General features: G+C 42.4%; 12 protein-coding genes and 2 pseudogenes. 9 read left to right on the plus strand and 5 right to left on the minus strand.

The window, feature by feature from the left end:
- Positions 1-118: pseudogene (locus IEW93_RS22110) on the plus strand (IS630 family transposase); the annotation flags it as partial.
- A gap of 4 nt (positions 119-122) precedes the next feature.
- Here the strand turns inward: IEW93_RS22110 and IEW93_RS20260 are convergent.
- Positions 123-953: pseudogene (locus IEW93_RS20260) on the minus strand (TonB-dependent receptor plug domain-containing protein); the annotation flags it as partial.
- 237 nt (positions 954-1190) lie between these two features.
- Between IEW93_RS20260 and IEW93_RS20265 the strand changes: the two are divergent.
- Together IEW93_RS20265 and IEW93_RS20270 are read left to right on the plus strand one after the other, a co-directional pair.
- Entirely contained in the window at positions 1191-1604 is a 414-nt protein-coding gene (locus IEW93_RS20265; protein ID WP_188741053.1) for a hypothetical protein, read from the plus strand.
- 269 nt (positions 1605-1873) lie between these two features.
- Positions 1874-2539: a flagellar brake protein gene (locus IEW93_RS20270; protein WP_188741043.1), complete on the plus strand. Its 666-nt coding sequence runs from the start codon at positions 1874-1876 to the stop codon at positions 2537-2539.
- A 121-nt stretch (positions 2540-2660) separates the two neighbouring features.
- Here the strand turns inward: IEW93_RS20270 and IEW93_RS20275 are convergent, their stop codons facing one another.
- Both IEW93_RS20275 and gltB read right to left on the minus strand, forming a co-directional pair.
- Positions 2661-4067: a glutamate synthase small subunit GltD family protein gene (locus IEW93_RS20275; protein WP_188741044.1), complete on the minus strand. Its 1407-nt coding sequence runs from the start codon at positions 4065-4067 to the stop codon at positions 2661-2663.
- A 2-nt stretch (positions 4068-4069) separates the two neighbouring features.
- Positions 4070-8518 carry a glutamate synthase large subunit gene (gene gltB, locus IEW93_RS20280; protein WP_188741045.1) on the minus strand — a complete coding sequence of 1483 codons (4449 nt, stop codon included), beginning with the start codon at positions 8516-8518 and terminating at the stop codon, positions 4070-4072.
- A gap of 520 nt (positions 8519-9038) precedes the next feature.
- On the opposite strand from gltB, the gene mnmL reads away from it, so the two are divergent.
- From mnmL to oxyR, 3 genes are all read left to right on the plus strand, one after another.
- Positions 9039-10004, plus strand: a complete 966-nt coding sequence (gene mnmL / locus IEW93_RS20285) for a tRNA modification radical SAM protein MnmL/YtqA (protein WP_188741046.1) — start codon at positions 9039-9041, stop codon at positions 10002-10004.
- A gap of 230 nt (positions 10005-10234) precedes the next feature.
- Entirely contained in the window at positions 10235-10600 is a 366-nt protein-coding gene (locus tag IEW93_RS20290) for an Hpt domain-containing protein (protein ID WP_188741047.1), read from the plus strand.
- A 134-nt stretch (positions 10601-10734) separates the two neighbouring features.
- Positions 10735-11658 carry a hydrogen peroxide-inducible genes transcriptional activator OxyR gene (oxyR, locus tag IEW93_RS20295; RefSeq protein ID WP_188741048.1) on the plus strand — a complete coding sequence of 308 codons (924 nt, stop codon included), beginning with the start codon at positions 10735-10737 and terminating at the stop codon, positions 11656-11658.
- Here the strand turns inward: oxyR and IEW93_RS20300 are convergent, their stop codons facing one another.
- The gene (locus IEW93_RS20300) at positions 11659-12681 is read right to left on the minus strand and encodes an adenylate/guanylate cyclase domain-containing protein (protein ID WP_229706730.1); all 1023 of its coding nucleotides are present in this window, start codon (positions 12679-12681) and stop codon (positions 11659-11661) included.
- A 229-nt stretch (positions 12682-12910) separates the two neighbouring features.
- Positions 12911-13579: a DNA mismatch repair endonuclease MutH gene (gene mutH / locus IEW93_RS20305; protein WP_188741050.1), complete on the minus strand. Its 669-nt coding sequence runs from the start codon at positions 13577-13579 to the stop codon at positions 12911-12913.
- A 955-nt stretch (positions 13580-14534) separates the two neighbouring features.
- On the opposite strand from mutH, the gene rppH reads away from it, so the two are divergent.
- The 3 genes from rppH to IEW93_RS20320 are packed head-to-tail and all read left to right on the plus strand — an operon-like array spanning position 14535 to position 18140.
- A complete protein-coding gene (gene rppH / locus IEW93_RS20310; protein WP_124017220.1) occupies positions 14535-15053 on the plus strand; it encodes an RNA pyrophosphohydrolase in 519 nt (172 codons plus the stop codon).
- Positions 15054-15077: 24 nt separating this feature from the next.
- Positions 15078-17315 carry a phosphoenolpyruvate--protein phosphotransferase gene (gene ptsP / locus IEW93_RS20315; protein WP_188741051.1) on the plus strand — a complete coding sequence of 746 codons (2238 nt, stop codon included), beginning with the start codon at positions 15078-15080 and terminating at the stop codon, positions 17313-17315.
- Positions 17316-17339: 24 nt separating this feature from the next.
- Positions 17340-18140 (plus strand): sulfite exporter TauE/SafE family protein, encoded by an 801-nt coding sequence (locus IEW93_RS20320; protein ID WP_188741052.1) that lies wholly within the window; start codon positions 17340-17342, stop codon positions 18138-18140.
- Positions 18141-18329 lie beyond the last annotated feature (189 nt).

Here is an 18329-nt window from a genome sequence, read left to right on the forward strand (position 1 = left end):
CGAATTTAGGGCCGCTCTATCAAAATTTTTTAAAGAAACACTGCCGGAAATGGGTGGCGATTTGACGTCGCGGATCAATGACAATTTTCAGATGTTACAATCCGCATCTTCAAGTTGATTGGGTATAAACCATCATCAATTAGTGCTTGGGTTGGGCGGTTTATCCCAGCGTTGTCGGTAAAATCGACATCATAATATTCGACATTGATGTCCCAGGTGCTGGCATCGTCTGGTAATAGGCGAAATGCTGCAAAAATACTGTCGCTTTGAAAACCTGAGTAATCATAATAGCTGCCATTATCGATATGCTCGACACTTAACCGCACGCCACTTTGGTTTTCGACAATATCGGTTGCCACATCTAATTGAGCACGGTAATGATCCCAACTGCCGGCAGAGGCGGTAAGGTTGGTAAATTTGTCATTAGTGGGTGCTACTTTAGAGTGCACATTAACAAAGCCACCATTGCGTTGGCTGGTGCCCAGCAACACGGGAGGCGCACCTTTTACCACATCAATTTGCTCAATGGCGTTAAACGACATTGGGATCCCAAAGCCATTATTTCCTGCTTGGCGGCGCACACCATCTTGGTATAACTCACCTAACTGACCACGAATAGTTGGCAAGCTTGAGGCGCCAAAGCCGCTAGCCGAATAGCTATTAGGGCTGACTTTTTGAATGTCGGCCAAGTCGGTGATATTAAGCTGTTCAATCATTTCGCTGGTGATCGGGGTGACCGAGCGGGCAATATCTTTTAATGCAATACCATCACCAAATGGGCCATCAACGGTGCTGTTTTTAGGTGACAACCCTTTGTCGTTAATCGTTTTGCCTGACACATTGATTACTTCAATCGTTGAAGTGTCATCTGCGGCAAGGGTTAACGAAGAAAATAAGGCTAAGCCAACAGCCACGGCTGTTATGGAATAATTTGGGACACGGTAAATAGGCATAATATCTTCTGCATGTGATGAACTTGGCCTAAAAGACCCACTAACGATGGTATTTATTACAACAATCTTATGCCAAATAAAGTCAGTTTAGAATTAAATGGAATAAGTGGTTGTGCAACATAATTTTGTTTGGCTCGGTCAATTAGGCGCTGACTAACGCGTTAATCTGACAGGGTTAGTCTAGCTTATTAATCACTCAGCAGAATGAGTTTTATTTATATTTTTTAAGGAATTATGATGCAAACAACACTAAACAGCGACGTTCAAGGTAAATTGCAATGGTCGTTACTGTCTCTTCGTCTTGGCGTTTTTATCGTGATGCTTGTGTGGACTTTGGATAAATTTGTTAATCCTGGCCACAGCATTAAGATATTTGAGAAGTTTTACGGAATAGGCGGCGTGAGTGAAGTCGCTGCGTATATTATGGGTGGTTTGCAATTATTATTGGTGATTACCTTTGTGCTTGGGATTAAAAAACGCATCACTTACGGCGTGATTTTCTTAATGCATGGTGCTTCAACACTATCGGCATTTAATCAATATTTTGATGCATTTAATAACTTATTGTTTTTTGCAGCATGGCCAATGTGGGCGGCGTGTTTTGCCTTGTACTTGCTAAGAGAGCAAGACACTAAGTTTACGGTAAAGTAACCATCTAGCTATTTGTATTTCAGGCCAGCATTTGCTGGCCTGATGTGTTTTAGGGGCTTATTCCCAGCGATTTGACGCTATCCTATAAGCTTGTGCTACATACAATGCCAATTGCACATCGCTGAACAAAACAACTTTTGCTTAGAAAGAGTGATAAGCTATAAGAAGTACAATACGAAATCTGTTATCTTTATGTTAATGATGAAATTTTGGGTCAATAAATTGATGAAGCAGAGCATTATCACGCCCACTTACAGGGTGAAAATTTTATGATAAAAACACCAGTGAGCGAGTTGCTTGACGATTTGCGCTTAATTGATATTGGCATGGATTTGTTTGTTGAGATCCATTTTGCTAATGGTAAAAAAGTCCAATCTCGTTCGAGTTTGATTGGTTTTCAAATCAATCGTTTTATTTTGATTGAATTCCCTACCAAAGATTTTTCAGAAGCTTACCAGCATATGCTAGCTAATGCAGAAATTGTGGTAAGGGCCATGACAAACAGCGGTTTTAAAGACATTATTGCCTTTAAGTCGACTATTTTGTCTGTTGTTAATCTACCTGTGCGCATGCTGTGTTTGAGCGTGCCAAAATCGATTACTAAGAAAAAAGTTAGGGAGCAGTTGCGAGTCGATATTGAGCAAGATGTGTTTATTATGCACAACGACAATAAAATTATTGCAAAAATGCTCGATTTTTCTTTGACGGGTTGCTTTGTCACTTTAGCACCTAAATCGATGGCTCTTGAACAAGATGCTGAAATAGATGTGGCCATTTCTATCGATGAAAACTTGTCTGGTATTTTAACCGGAACCGCAGTTAAAGTGCAGCAGTTTGACACTGAGATGACGGTAGGCGTTAAGTTTTCAGATGAACACCCAGAATTAAAAAATAAACTGTTTAGCCACTTTTTAGTGAGCACAGCGAATAAATAATTACCGCGTTTAGGGCAAAAAAATGCGCATCATAAAGATGCGCTAAAATTCACAAGCAAACTCGGTACATTCTGTTCATTATTAGCCTGTAATCAATCACAGGCTATATTGGTTTATCTCATTAATCTAAGTAGTTTAAAATGCCCATAGCGGCATCACGACCTTCTGCAATAGCGGTTACGACTAGGTCAGAACCGCGCACCATATCACCGCCAGCAAACACTTTAGGGTTAGTGGTTTGGAATGGGTTATCGTCAACTTTAGTGGCTTTAACTAGGCCCCATTCGTTGGTTTCGATACCAAAGTCGCTAAACCAAGGTGCAGGGCTTGCTTGGAAGCCAAAGGCGATAATTAGCGCATCAGTTTCTAGCACTTGCTCACTGCCAGCAATCACTTCTGCACGTTGACGGCCACTTGCGTCTGCTTCGCCCATTTGGGTTTCCACACATTCAATACCTACCACTACACCGTTTTCAGCTTTAATGGCAACGGGTTGGCGGTTAAATAAGAAATTAACGCCTTCTTCACGTGCATTTTGCACTTCACGGCGCGAACCTGGCATGTTGGCTTCGTCACGACGGTATGCACAGGTTACGCTTTTAGCGCCCTGACGTACTGCTGTTCGCACGCAATCCATGGCAGTGTCACCACCGCCTAGTACCACTACGTTTTTGCCTTCAAGGCTTAAATAGGGCGTTGAATCGTCTTGTGTGCCCATTAAGTGGTGCGTGTTACCAATTAAGTATGGTAGTGCCTGAATAACACCTTGCGCATCTTCGTTGGGGAGTTTGGCTTTCATCGCGGTGTAAGTCCCCATGCCAAGGAACACAGCATCGTACTCATCTAACAAGCTTTGAAAGCTCACATCTTTACCAACGGTCACGCCCATTTTAAATTGAATGCCCATGCCTTCTAGCACAGAGCGGCGAGTCGCCATGACGTCTTTATCAAGTTTAAATGATGGAATGCCGTAGGTGAGTAAGCCACCAATTTGCGGGTATTTGTCGTACACCACGGCTTGTACGCCATTGCGAGCTAAAATATCCGCACAACCTAGCCCCGCAGGACCGGCTCCAACAATGGCCACACGCTCTTTACGCGGCGTGACTTTAGTCATATCTGGACGCCAGCCTTGAGATATAGCGGTATCGGTAATGTACTTTTCAACATTACCAATTGTCACGGCGCCAAAATCGTCATTTAGAGTACACGCACCTTCACATAATCGGTCTTGTGGGCATACTCGGCCGCATATTTCAGGCAGTGTGTTGGTTTCGTGAACCAAGTCTGCTGCTTCCATAATGCGACCTTGTTCAGCCAGTTTTAACCAGTTTGGAATGTAGTTATGCAGTGGGCATTTCCATTCACAATAAGGGTTACCACAGTCAAGACAACGATCGGCTTGCTGTTTTACTTCAGGTTGAGTAAATGGCTGATAAATTTCTATAAATTGTGTAGCACGTTTTTTTGCTTCATGTTTTACAGGGTCTATACGACCCACTTCAATAAATTGAAAGTCATTGCTCATGATTATCCTGCCTTTACAACTAATTCCGGACTCTTCTGCTCAATTTTCAGCAGGTCAGCAACGGCAATATTTTTTGGTTTAACGAGTACAAAACAATCTAACCAGTTTTCAAAGTCACTTAAAATCATATGGGCATGTTCGCTGCCTGTTTCTGCAAAGTGAGTTTCAATTAGGCTTTTTAAGTGTTGCTGGTGGATAGTTGACTCTACTTTTTGAGTATCAACCATTTCAGTGTTTACTCGGCGATTAAATCGGCCAAATTGGTCGAACACGTAAGCAAACCCACCAGTCATACCGGCACCGAAGTTCACCCCAGTTTTACCTAAAATGACCACGATACCGCCGGTCATGTATTCACAGCCGTTATCACCGACACCTTCAACAACTGCAATTGCGCCTGAGTTACGAACACCGAAACGTTCGCCTGCTTGACCTGCGGCAAATAATTTACCGCCGGTTGCACCATACAAACAGGTGTTACCCATAATCGCGCTGCGCTCGCTTTGGAATGGGCTGCCAATAGGTGGATGAATCACGATCTTACCGCCAGACATACCTTTGCCAACATAGTCGTTAGCGTCACCGCATAACTTAAGCTCGAGACCTGGGCTGTTCCACACACCAAAGCTCTGACCTGCACTGCCGTTAAAGCCAAGGCTTATTGTCTCTTTTGTGCCTTTTACACCCATTTTTGTAGCAATAAAACCAGACAATGCAGCGCCAACAGAGCGGTCGGTATTGTTGATTGGATATTGATACGAATAAGCTTCTCCAGCTTCAACAGCGGCAGCACAATCAGCAAGTAAGGTTTGGTTTAACTTGCCAGTATCTGACGGAGGATTGATTTCTTTCCAGGTCAATGCTGAGTTTGGTTTTACAGTTGGCTTATATAAAATAGGTGCTAAGTCTAAACCACGTTGCTTGTCAGTTTGGCCCTCAAGAGTGTGCAGCCATTCGCTGCGCCCTACAAGATCTTCAAACTTGGCGACACCTAGCGTTGCCATCCATTCGCGCACTTCCTGAGCCACAAACTCAAAGTAAGTCATTACGCGTTCTGGTAAGCCGTGATAGTGTTTTTCACGTAAGTTTTTATCTTGAGTTGCTACGCCTGTCGCACAGTTATTAAGGTGGCAAATACGAAGGTATTTACAGCCCAATGCGATCATTGGCACAGTACCAAAACCAAAGCTTTCAGCACCCAGTAGTGCCGCTTTAATCACATCAGTACCGGTTTTTAAACCGCCATCGACTTGTAAACGAATTTTATGACGAAGGCCATTTTCAACAAGTGACTGATGAACTTCGGCTAAACCAAGTTCCCACGGAGAACCGGCATATTTAACAGAGGTAATAGGGCTTGCACCAGTGCCGCCATCGTAACCTGAAATGGTGATCATATCTGCGTAGGCTTTTGCAACACCAGTAGCAATAGTGCCAACACCTGGCTCAGAAACCAGTTTTACCGACACAAGCGCTTTTGGATTAATCTGTTTTAAATCGAAAATAAGCTGGGCTAAATCTTCGATTGAGTAGATGTCGTGATGCGGTGGAGGCGAAATCAATGTTACCCCAGGGCGTGCATGACGCAGACCGGCAATCTCGACACTGACTTTATGACCTGGTAACTGACCACCTTCGCCAGGTTTAGCACCTTGAGCCACTTTAATTTGCAATACATCGGCATTAACAAGGTAATGGGCTGTTACGCCAAAGCGGCCAGATGCAATTTGTTTAATCGCTGAGTTACGCTCGCTGTTAAAGCGTTTTGCGTCTTCTCCACCTTCACCTGAGTTAGAGCGGCCGCCTAGGCGGTTCATTGCAACAGCTAAGGCTTCGTGAGCCTCTGGGCTTAATGCACCAATACTCATTGCCGCGCTGTCAAAACGTGGATACAGCGTTTGGGCTCCTTCAACCTGATTGATATCAATTACGTCAAGTTGTCCTTTGATCCCGATTAAATCACGTAGTGTCGCAACCGGACGGTCATCGACTAAACGAGCAAACTTTTTGTACTCGACATAGTCTTGATTTTTAAGTGATGCCTGTAATGTATTCACCACATCAGGGTTAAAGGCATGGTATTCACCACCTTCCACATATTTGAGCAATCCACCTTGCGGTAATGGTATGTGTGCTCGATAAGCTGCTGTGTGGAGAATTTTTTGATCGTTAGCGATGTGTTCAAAACTGACACCTTCAATACGACTGATCACGCCTTTAAAGCATAAATCAATCACATCACGAGCCAGACCAACGGCTTCAAATTGCTGACTACAACGGTAAGAACCTACGGTGCTGATGCCCATTTTAGACATGATTTTACGTAAGCCCTTTTCAATGCCATAACGGAAGTTAAGCATCAATGGGGTAACGTCTTCTATTTGGTGCAGTTTGGCCATTGATGAAATCGATTCATACGCTAGATATGGATAAATGGCAGTCGCACCAAAACCAAGTAACACAGCAAAATGATGTGGGTCACGTGCTGAGGCAGTTTCAACAATGATATTGGTGTCACAGCGTAAGCTTTTATCAACCAAGCGTGTTTGCACTGAACCTACAGCCATAGCAGCTGGGATCACCTGGGCATTTTGTGCCACAGCGCGATCAGACAGTACTAATAAGGTTGTGCCGCTGCGTGCTAGACGCTCAGCCTCATCGGTAATTCGATGTATGGCTTGCTCTAGGCTTTCGTTCACGTCGTAGTTTAAATCTACGGTATTCGCTCGATAGTTAGTGCTGTCTAATCCGAGTAATTGGTTAAAGTCACTGAACAGTAAGATCGGTGAGTTAAACATAACACGGTAGGCATTACCTGTGGTTTCGCTAAACAGGTTTTGCTCGCGACCTACGCAGGTTGCTAACGACATGACGTGTTTTTCACGTAATGGATCGATTGGTGGGTTAGTTACCTGGGCAAACTTTTGACGGAAATAGTCATACAACGAGCGTGACTTTTTAGACAATACAGCCATTGGTGTATCGTCACCCATTGAACCGACCGCTTCTTCGCCTTTGGTGGCTAGCACCCAAATCACTTGCTCTAGCTCTTCGCGAGTAAAGCCAAATTGCTTTTGGTATTGCAGTAAGGTTTTTGAATCAAATCCGCTTGCACCTAACTTAGCCGGTGGCATTTGTTCTGCTGGAATTAGCGTTTGGCTGTTTTTTGCCATCCATTCTTTGTAAGGATGACGGCGTTTTAAGTCATTGTCGATTTCGAATGACTGATATAAACGGCCGTTTACGGTATCTAAAACCAATAACTCACCAGGGCCTACGCGGCCCTTTTCAATCACTTCATCGGCGGCATAATCCCAAATGCCCACTTCTGAAGCTAAGGTTAAAATACGATCTTTAGTGATGACATAACGCGAAGGACGCAAGCCATTACGGTCAACGGCGCAGGCTGCATGACGGCCATTGGTCATTACGATACCCGCAGGGCCATCCCAGGGTTCCATGTGCATTGAGTTAAAGTCATAAAAGGCTTTAAGCTCGTCATCCATTTCTGGATTTGACTGCCATGCAGGTGGAATAAGCAAACGCATTGCACGGTATAAGTCCATACCACCTGATAATAACATTTCGAGCATGTTATCTAATGATGATGAGTCTGAGCCTGTTTCGTTCACAAATGGCGCGGCTTGTTGCAAATCGGGCAGCAGTGGAGAATTAAATTTGTATGCACGGGCACGCGCCCATTGACGGTTACCCGTAATGGTATTGATTTCACCGTTGTGAGCTAAGTAGCGAAACGGTTGTGCAAGTGGCCATTTTGGCGATGTATTTGTTGAAAAGCGCTGATGGAATAAACAAATTGCACTTTTTAAGCGAATGTCGGCAAGGTCAGTATAAAATGATGGCAAGTCTGCTGGCATCATTAGGCCTTTATAGACAATCACTTGGCCAGACAAACTGGCAACATAAAAATCTTTGTCGTCGGTAATTTGTTGCTCAAGACGGCGACGAGCCATATATAGGCGGCGCTCAAGATCTTTTTCACGCCATCCGACAGGCGCATTAATCAACACTTGATAAATTTGCGGTAAACTTGCTCGGCCAATCTCCCCCAGAACATCTGGATTAACCGGAACCTTACGCCAACCTGCAACACTCAGTGTTTCTCTTTGTAGTTCTTTTTCTAAGATAAATTTAGCTTCGTCAGCGCGTTGTTCGTCTTGGCTGAGAAATAGCATACCTACGGCAAACTTTCGGCTTAAATGCCAATCGTTTTCTGCGGCGATAGCTTCAAAGAACGCCGTTGGCATTTGCATTAATAAACCACAGCCATCACCTGTGCGTCCGTCAGCTGCAATACCACCACGATGCTTCATTCGATCGAGACCATGAATTGCGGTGCGCACAATGCGATGACTTGCGTCACCGTCCATTTGTGCTATTAACCCAAATCCGCAATTGTCACGCTCAAAACTGGGATGATACAAGCTCATACAAAAAACCCCCTAAACCTCTACTGGATACGACTCGGGGTAAATGTGAAACATTCCATAGATATGCACCCGAACCATTCAAATTAAACTGAGAATGCTTAAAGGTCAAACCAAAAAAATGCAACAAACTGAAATATAATTACCAAAAAAAGGTTATAAGCTACAAGATTGACGTTAACGTAAACTGTTGGTTTGTTGCTATAACATTATGAATAAAAAGAATTTTAGAAATTATTCAAACAAATGGTTACCTTTTTGCAACAATGCTTTAGAATTGTTTTTGAAATAAAAATAGTGAATTTTATTTCAAACACAGTAATTGGGTAAAAAATTATTCTAAATGAGTAAATATTCATTTTTGGTAATGTAGACAAGTGAGACATTGTTTAAAACGATTTTACCCAATGTTGGCCAGTTTGCAGCCTACTGGGCTTAATCGGTGTGTTTATTGATTTAGCACCAAGACAAGCGTTTAACTGCTACCTAAACTGACGCCTTTTGATTGAAGAGCGGAGGTTTTGTGGGTTTAGACGATTACGTTAATACTTTTGGCGCTTATTGCAAAGCACGATATGGTGAACGTGTTAAAAAACTGACTATAGATGCCCAATTTACTTGCCCAAATCGTGACGGCACTCTAGGTTTTGGCGGATGCACATTTTGTAATGTGGCCTCTTTTAATGCTCAGCTTGGGCAAACATCGTCGATAAGCGTGCAACTTTCCCAGGGTAAAGAGCGAGCTCATTCACGGGTTAAATGTGTTAATAAGTCGCTACCCGCTCCAGTGTCTTCAGATAAATACATTGCTTATTTTCAAGCCTACACCAGCACTTATGATGAATTTCATCACTTAAAACTAAAATACGACCTAGCAATAGAAGATAAGCAGATCGTGGGATTACATATTGGCACCCGCCCTGATTGTGTGCCAGATGCGGTACTCGATTTATTAGCTGAATATCAAAACAGTGGGTTAGATGTCTGGTTAGAACTTGGCTTACAAACCAGTAATAATCGCACGTTGAAAAAAATTAATCGTGGTCATCAATTGACAGAATATCGCCAAACGGTGATTGCGGCGAGATCGCGGGGAATTAAAGTCTGTACCCACCTCATTTTAGGTCTGCCCGGTGAAACATCCACTGATTATATGAATAGTTTGCAAACCGTGTTAGGCATAGGTGTGGATGGATTAAAGCTGCATCCTTTGCACATCGTTGAGGGGAGCACTATGGCCAAACAGTGGCGATATAAGGCCATGGATTTATTGACACTCGATGAATATGCTTCTGCCGCGGCAACCTTAATACGTAACACTCCAAGAGATATTATTTACCATAGGGTGACAGCTTATGCTCAAAAACCCATGTTACTTGCCCCCGATTGGTGTGCCTACCGTTGGGATGGATTGGTCGCCATTGTGGATGAGTTAAGAGAATATGGTGGTCAAGGCAGTGCGCTTAATTGGGTTAACAAAATCGCTTAATGTGAGCTTAGGATTGTTTTCTAAGTCTAACTTAGTACTCATTTTGATTGAAAAACTCTCAAAATGAGCTTTTTTTAAACATTGGTAATGTCTGTGGTGTTGTGCTGTTAATGAGTTGTTATCAGTTCAAATAAAAGTGACGTGATTGGTTGGCAAGTCTTGCATAGGGCATTTTACTCGGTATTATGTTTGTAATTTTATAGAGTTAGATTTTTAATAGAGGTGCCTTAATGGCCACAACGCAGTTAGACTCAATATTGGATCTCAATACGCTCGAGCAGTATATCAGCGCAATTGGTGCTGGAACTTTATTAAAAAGCGTCGTGTTATTTGAACAGTTAATGCCGGAGTATGTCAGCAGCCTTGTTAAAGCTGATGATGCGAGCGATAAAGAAACCTTATGTGCCGAAGCGCACAAGTTTAAAGGTGCTGCAGGCTCTGTTGGTTTAAAGCGTATTCAACAATTTGCTCAGCTACTTCAACATAGCGAAGAAGCCAATTGGGACGATGAACATAAAACCTGGCTTAATCAAATTGTTGAGCACGCAGCTAAAGATTTACAACAGTTAAAAGAGTACCTAGAAGCCAAAGCTTAATGCGCTATTGTGCTTTATATCAATGCCTCATTATTTGAGGCATTTTTTATGGGCGCAGATCGCGACCGTCGACTTGTTATTTTTGTTTATTTAATTCATTATTTGAATCAACATCGATAACAGTAATCGCTTATATGAAAAACCTTCCTAGCCTTAAAAATCTCTATTATTTGGTGCATTTGCATCAAGAGCAAAATTTTAACCGTGCTGCCAAAATGTGTTTTGTTAGCCAATCAACCTTGTCTAGTGGCATACAAAACCTTGAAGAGCAACTGGGTTATCAGTTGATTGAGCGTGATCATAAATCGTTTATGTTTACCGCAATAGGCGAGGAAGTGGTTGAGCGTGCACGCAATATCTTAACTAATGTTGATGACTTAGTTGAGTTGGTTAAAAATCAGGGTGAGCCAATGACTGGCGAAATCCGCTTAGGCTGCATCCCGACGATTGCGCCATTTTTGCTAAGTCGTGTGGTGAAATTGTGCCAGCAAGATTACCCAAAATTAAGTTTGCTGTTAAAAGAAGACACCACAGAAAGACTGCTTGATGCGTTAGCCAAAGGGGAACTCGATTTATTGATTTTGGCCTTACCTGTTGATACTAATGGGTTTCACAGCATGAAAGTGGGGATCGACCCATTTAAGATGGTGATGCATAAAGAGTTATCGCAAGATGTAATACAACCAATCGATTATCAAAAAATGCCTGATGAAAGTATTTTTTTACTGCAAGCAGAACATTGTATTACAGGCCATGCAATTACAGCCTGCCAATTAGGTGACAGTACTAAAGTTAATCCGTTTGCAGCAACCAGTTTGCATACGTTAGTGCAAATGGTTAATAGTAAGTTAGGAACGACCTTTTTACCGCAAATGGCAATAGATACCGGCATATTAAATGACACTGATTTGATTGCGATGGATCCACCAGGCGAAGCACCATACCGAGATATTGGTTTAGTATGGCGTCAAACCACTAGCCGAATTTCTACCTTTAGAACCTTAGGGTTAGCAATACAGAAAAAATTGCTTGCTCAAGAATTACCAAACAAAAATTAGTTACAAGTGCGGCGATTTGATAGGTGCAGCGCCAAAGACTTCAATCGGGTGCTGCTTACCCTTTAATACAATTGGGCCTAAATTGGTTAATTCATATTGACTGTTTTGCTGCTCAAGCCGATGGACCACATCCCCAGATAGCAGCATCCGTTGCCCCAATGGGTTGCATTGGTCTTGAAGCCTTGCCAACGTATTGAGTACATCACTAAAGAAGCTTATTTCTTGTTTGTGAACGCCCACAACGGCAGCAACCACCTGACCACAATGTGCGGCTGCTTTAAATTTAGGTACAAAGCCATATTGCTGTTCAAAATACTGAGTCTGCCATTTAAGTTGTTGGCAAAACTTAAAATAAATGTTCATGCAACGGTCGTGTTTTATGCCTTGTTCTAAAGGCCAATGAATTAATACAGCATCACCCATATAACGGTAGATCTCTGCTTCATTGTTTGAGACAGTGTCTGCCAACATGCTAAAGCTGTCTTGTATGAGACGGCTAAAGCGGTAATCACCCAATGTTTCTGCATGCGCTGTCGATGACACCATATCAATAAATAAAAATAATTGATGTTCGTATCTCGGTTTATGGTATTTGCCTAAGCCAATGTTAAGTAATACTTTTGGGCCAACTAAAAGTGCCATTTGTTCAATAAAGGCAAGGCTGACTCTCACGACGACTAAATACACCACAAGCGCTTGAAATGACGGACTGTATATGATGTGAATACTGAGCATTTGCCGTAATGTCACCATATGATTATCGACTGTCCACATATTTAAAAATTGTGTGAGATAAGCCAGAGTGGTCGCCCCAAGAAGTAGAAACAAACCTTTAAATACCACTGAAAACAAGTAAGGAAGGCGACTAATTGCGCTAAAGTCGGCAATGACGTTTGACATCCAATGTAGGCCACCAAATACAAACCCCATAAAAACGGCAAGCGTGGCTAAGTCGGCATTGCTTATTGCCCAATCAGGAAGTTGTGCCGATTGTGAATAACGAAAAAACACAAATGACGCCATCGCAACGCTCCAAGCAAACACTGCGAATAATAATTTTTGAGTTTGACGGCGTGCTTTCACTTGGAAGTAAGGTATCCGAATAGCTTAGTTGTAAGCGCTGTAGTTTATATAAGAACGGTTCATTTGCGATAGTTAATTTGTGATTTAGATCTATAGAAGTGCATAAAAGTGTGCTCTGGTACAAAGTTTTATCCTTTATTTAGGATAATAGCTGCCGGTCCTCATGTCGTTAGCCAAAGGCATTGTTTAGTATTTGTTGAGTGAACGGTATTTTTAAATAAAATCCTCGCGGATTTGAAAGTTGTATACTGCCATCTTCTGCAATGCTTTCGGTCAAGGTATAACTGTTAGCAGCTTTAGGTCTCAGTTGTAGCACTTCACCATGTCGCGCGGTAATTTTATCAACTTTGCCCAGGGCGATTAGCTCCATTATTTCTTCCCAATCTTGTTGAAGTTGCTGTGCTTGCAATGCATTGGGTTGCCAAAGTACCGGTGTGCCGATCCGTCTTTCACCAACTGCTATGCTGCGCTCTCCTTCAACGGGTACCCATAACACATGTTGCAGTTTATGAAAGACGACGCTTTCTTGCCATGTTAATCCTTGAATGTTAACCAAAGGCGCTACTGTCACGTAGGTTGTTTCAAGCGGTTTTCCTTTATGATCGATTGGTATCGTTTTCAGTTCTACTCCAAGATGAATAAAATCAGGTTGGGGTTTTGAGCCTGCTAATGCGCCTAACTCGGCTTCAATTAATTGCCCAACCCAACCTTTGTCGCGTCTTAGGTTATCAGGGACTGAAATAGAGTGCTCCATAGCGATATCGGCAAGACGGACCCCAGCCATATTATGTGCTCTTTGCATTAATTCATCGATGTCTTTGGGGGGGGATTTTGCCATGAGCCTGTGAAATACCTTCAAGTTAATTGCAGTGATGTGATTCGTTTTGTGTTAATTACTTACCTGCAATATGCTAGCAAGTATTGAGCAAAAAAAACAAACTTAGTCGCTGAACTGGTGTTGTTTAAAAAATAACCGCCAATTTGTTCGCTAATAAAATATCTTTTCAACACCAACTAAGTCACTGTTTTTAAATGAATAAGTCGTTAGGTGTTTTGTGTTGAATCACTTTGTCCCAAGTTACTCTCCTATTTCCCCTGTATTTCACACACAGTTATCCACAGTTTTAATGGATAACTGTAATTTTTGTTGCCTTTAACTGATTAAAAACGCCAAGTCAACGCAATAAAATCGCTTTTTTATCGGTTTATTTTAAAAAAAGCCTTGTTATTTGTGTATAACTCATAGGTTGATTTAACCGAGTGAGGTACTTATTTAGAGGTGTTTGATTTTTGTTCGATCGTGGCGATCGATAGTTTGATTTAATTCGGTGTTGTTGTATTTGTATGATTTTATTTGGTTTATTAGTTTATTTTGGGGTGTTTTAATAAATTGAAATTCGGTGTTTTTTACAACGTAATTGAGGTTTACCAAAGTTTCGAACAGAGATATCCACAGATTTTGTGGATAATCTGCAGGTGAGTGGTCTTTGGCTGTTGATAATTTGCGTTTGTACACAATGTTATTAAATTATCCACAATTACCACTTTTTCGCGTCAGCTAAACAGCAAAAATATTCATCAGTGTTTGACGGGTAAATATCCAAGGTTAACCGCCAGTATTAGTATATGAAATGCAGCCAGAAGCATTGTAAAGATTGAATAATGTGCAATTTCCTGATTTTAGTTCAATTATTACACTCACTAAGCCTAATTGTTACTAAATAGAGGTTTGCCGATAGGCATGCTTTGTGAAACAATCAGATCATATAAAATTTGTTAATTTTGGAGTCCATGTGATTGATAGCGACGGCTTTCGCGCAAATGTGGGCATCATTATCTGTAATAAATTTGGACAAGTCATGTGGGCTAGACGTTTTGGTCAACATTCATGGCAGTTTCCACAAGGTGGGTTAGACGATGGCGAGTCGGCCGAAGAAGCCATGTATCGTGAACTTTACGAAGAAGTGGGACTGCGACCTGAGCATGTTCAAATTTTGACATCCACTCGCTCTTGGTTACGTTATCGGTTACCTAAGCGTTTGGTTCGCCAAGAAAGCAAACCTGTTTGCATTGGTCAAAAGCAGAAATGGTTTTTACTACAGTTAAAAGGCCACGACAACACAATCAATTTAAACTCTTCAGGTCACCCTGAATTTGATGATTGGCGCTGGGTAAGCTATTGGTATCCTGTACGTCAAGTTGTGTCTTTTAAGCGCGATGTATATAGAAAAGTAATGAAAGAGTTCGCATCGACGACATTAGCGCTGCAAACGCGTGAGTTTAGTAAGAAACGAAGCAAACAACGGAGTTAACTGATTTCATAGAGGGTTGGAACAGTGTTAAATATGCTCAGGGATATCACCCAGGCTGTTGCAAGAGCAAACAGCCTGGAGAGTGCGTTAAATATTTTAGTGTCGCAAACTCGTATTGCTATGGCGACGCATTGCTGTTCTATATACATCCTCGAGCAACATAATCTTGTGTTATCGGCTACCGAAGGGCTTGAAAAGTCAGCTGTTGGCCGTGTAAGCATGCCATTAACAGAAGGGTTAGTTGGGTTAGTTGCTCAGCGTGAAGAAGCCATTAACCTTGCTGATGCGCGTATTCACCCCAGGTTTAAATTATTTCCTGAAGCAGTTGAAGAAGATTATCGTGCCTTTTTGGCAGTGCCGATTATTTTTCAAAAATTAGTGGTTGGTGTCATTGTTGTGCAGCAACCCGAAGCTCGACAATTTAGCGAAAACGAAGAGGCTTTTTTAATGACTTTGGCAGCACAGCTTGCCGTAGTGATTAAAAGCCTTAAGCACAAAGCGACAATCACTAATGTACAACAACAAGTTGTATTTAATGGTGTTACAGCATCAAGTGGTATTGCTATTGCCCATGGTTTGGTTTTGGGCGGTACCATTTCGTTAGAGCAACCAGAATTACATTGCGTTGATATTGACAGTGAGTTGTTGCGACTTAAGCAGGCCATGCAGCGCTGCAGTGATATGTTGTCGGCAATTTCGCAACGTTTTGAGCGCGAAAAGTCTGGTGATGTTGCCTCTATTTTTACCGCTTTCCAATTACTACTCGATGAGTCAAGTTTAGGTGGTGAGTACGCTCGTGAAGTGGCTCTGGGCTGGCAGCCTGAGTCTGCTGTAAGCCGTGTGTCTCTGCGCTATATAGAGCAGTTTTTGGCCATGGAGGACCCTTACTTAAAAGAGCGCGCGAGTGATATTCGCGAACTGGGCCAAAAAGTATTACGCCAATTGATAGAGCCTGGCCGTTTAGAGGTAGACCCAGACAAACCGGTTATTTTAGTTGCCAATGAAGTGGATGCGACCCTGTTGGCCGAGTTTCCCCGCCAAAAGTTGGCTGGTATTGTTACTGAGCGTGGCGGCGTTAATGCCCATGCTGCCATTTTAGCGCGTGCTTTAGGGGTGCCTGCAATTGTTGGTACCGACGATGTATTGTCGACAGACATTGATAAAAAGCTTTTAGTGCTTAATGCGACACGTGGTCAGTTATTAGTGTCGCCTTCACCTGCGGTGGTTGAAGAATATCAATTATTACTTGATGCCGATGTTGAAAAACAAAAGCAATTTTCAGCAGAATTAAGTTTGCCATCGGTGACCACTGATGGCCAACGGATCCAACTTTACCTTAATGCTGGTTTACTCAGTGGTATTGCCTCTGAAATAGCAGAAGGCGCCGATGGTATTGGCCTGTATCGGACTGAAATACCATTTATGTTGCATCAACGATTTCCTAGTGAAAGCGAGCAAATCGATGTTTACAAACGAGTATTAAGTGCGGCAGGTGAACGGCCTGTAGTGATGCGTACCCTGGACGTTGGTGGTGATAAACCTTTACCTTATTTCCCGATTAAAGAAGATAACCCGTTTTTAGGTTGGCGCGGTATTCGCTTGTCGTTAGACCATCCAGAATTATTTTTAGTGCAATTACGTGCCATGTTACAAGCTGGCGGTAGAGGCAATCAACTGCAAATACTACTGCCAATGGTAAGCAACCTTGACGAGATAGATCAGACATTAGCGTATCTCGAGCAAGCATTTACTGAGCTAAATCAAGAGCTCAACACTATTTTAGTTCGACCAAAAGTGGGTGTCATGCTGGAAGTTCCAGCATTGCTTTACCAATTACAGGACGTGGCTAAAAGAGTCGATTTTGTGTCTGTGGGCAGTAACGATTTAACTCAGTATTTGTTAGCCGTAGATCGTAATAACCCCAGTGTCAGTTCATTGTTTGACAGTTATCATCCGGGTATTTTACGGGCGCTGCAATTGGCTGTTGATGAATGCCACCAATATGATTTAGATGTGAGTGTTTGTGGTGAGTTAGCGGGTGAACCTTATGGTGCTTTGCTGCTTGTGGCAATGGGGTATCGAAAGTTAAGCATGAACCAAGCTAGCTTAGCCAGAATTAACTACATAGTAAGACGTGTATCTCAACAAGATCTGTCGGAGTTACTTAAGATAGTACTCAGGCAATCTAACGGGCAGCAAGTGCGCACGTTACTGGGACAATTTATGCAAACTCACGATTTAGCTGATTTGATCAATCCATAATAGCTTATTAAAAAGGATGTCATCATGGATAGTATGCTTCAGGTTTTTATTATTTGTCTGTTGCTTGGCTCAGTCGTTGGTTTTCTTGCTGGGTTACTCGGTATCGGTGGTGGCCTTATTATTGTGCCAGCGCTGTTATACATTCTACCGTCAGTTGGGATTAATGTCGCTCAACTGACTCATGTGGCCATTGCTACCTCGTTAGCATCAATTATCTTAACCTCTATGTCTTCTGCTACTGCTCATCACAAGAGGGGTAATGTGCCATGGTCATTGTTCAAGCCTATTATGCCGGGAATTGTGGTGGGTTCATTGGCCTCGGCGTTTGTTTCTGAACAAATATCATCTGAAGATTTACAGCAGGCTTTTGCTATTTTTGTGGTGTTAATGGCCATACAAATGGCATTCCCTTTTAAGGTGAAAACCGGTGATAACATGCCAAAATTTGGCGTGTTATTTTCGATTTCTGTTCTCATCGCTTTAATTGCTGGCTTGATGGGGATTGGCGGCGGAGTATTGTTGGTGCCTTTTTTAAGTTACTGTGGATTGCAAATGCGCCAGGCAGTTGGCTTCTCGTCGGTTACCGGGATGTTTATTGCCATATCTGGCACCATTGGTTATGTCATTGCAGGTATTGATGCGCCTAATTTACCTGCTGGAGCCGTAGGGTTTATTTATTTACCAGCCTTGTGTGGCATTATCATTAGTTCAATATTGTGTGCACCTTTGGGAGTCAAAGCGGCAAGTACGTGGCCAACCCCCGTGCTGAAGAAAATATTTGCCTGTTTATTGATTGTGGTTGGCTTAAAACTACTGTTAAGTTAACACAAATAAGTTAATGCAGATTTCAATTTTGTTGAGAAATCAGCTCATCTTAGCCCAACGATTGTGAGCTTACGGCAGCATGGCGTGACATAAGTAATAAAGCAAAAAATCTGGTTTCTTAAATTTCAGGCACGGCAATACTTAGGCCACTGGCCCAAGCATTGCTTGATTATGAGCGGTTTATTATTG

This window comes from Shewanella inventionis, assembly GCF_014641855.1.
Lineage (GTDB): Bacteria > Pseudomonadota > Gammaproteobacteria > Enterobacterales > Shewanellaceae > Shewanella > Shewanella inventionis.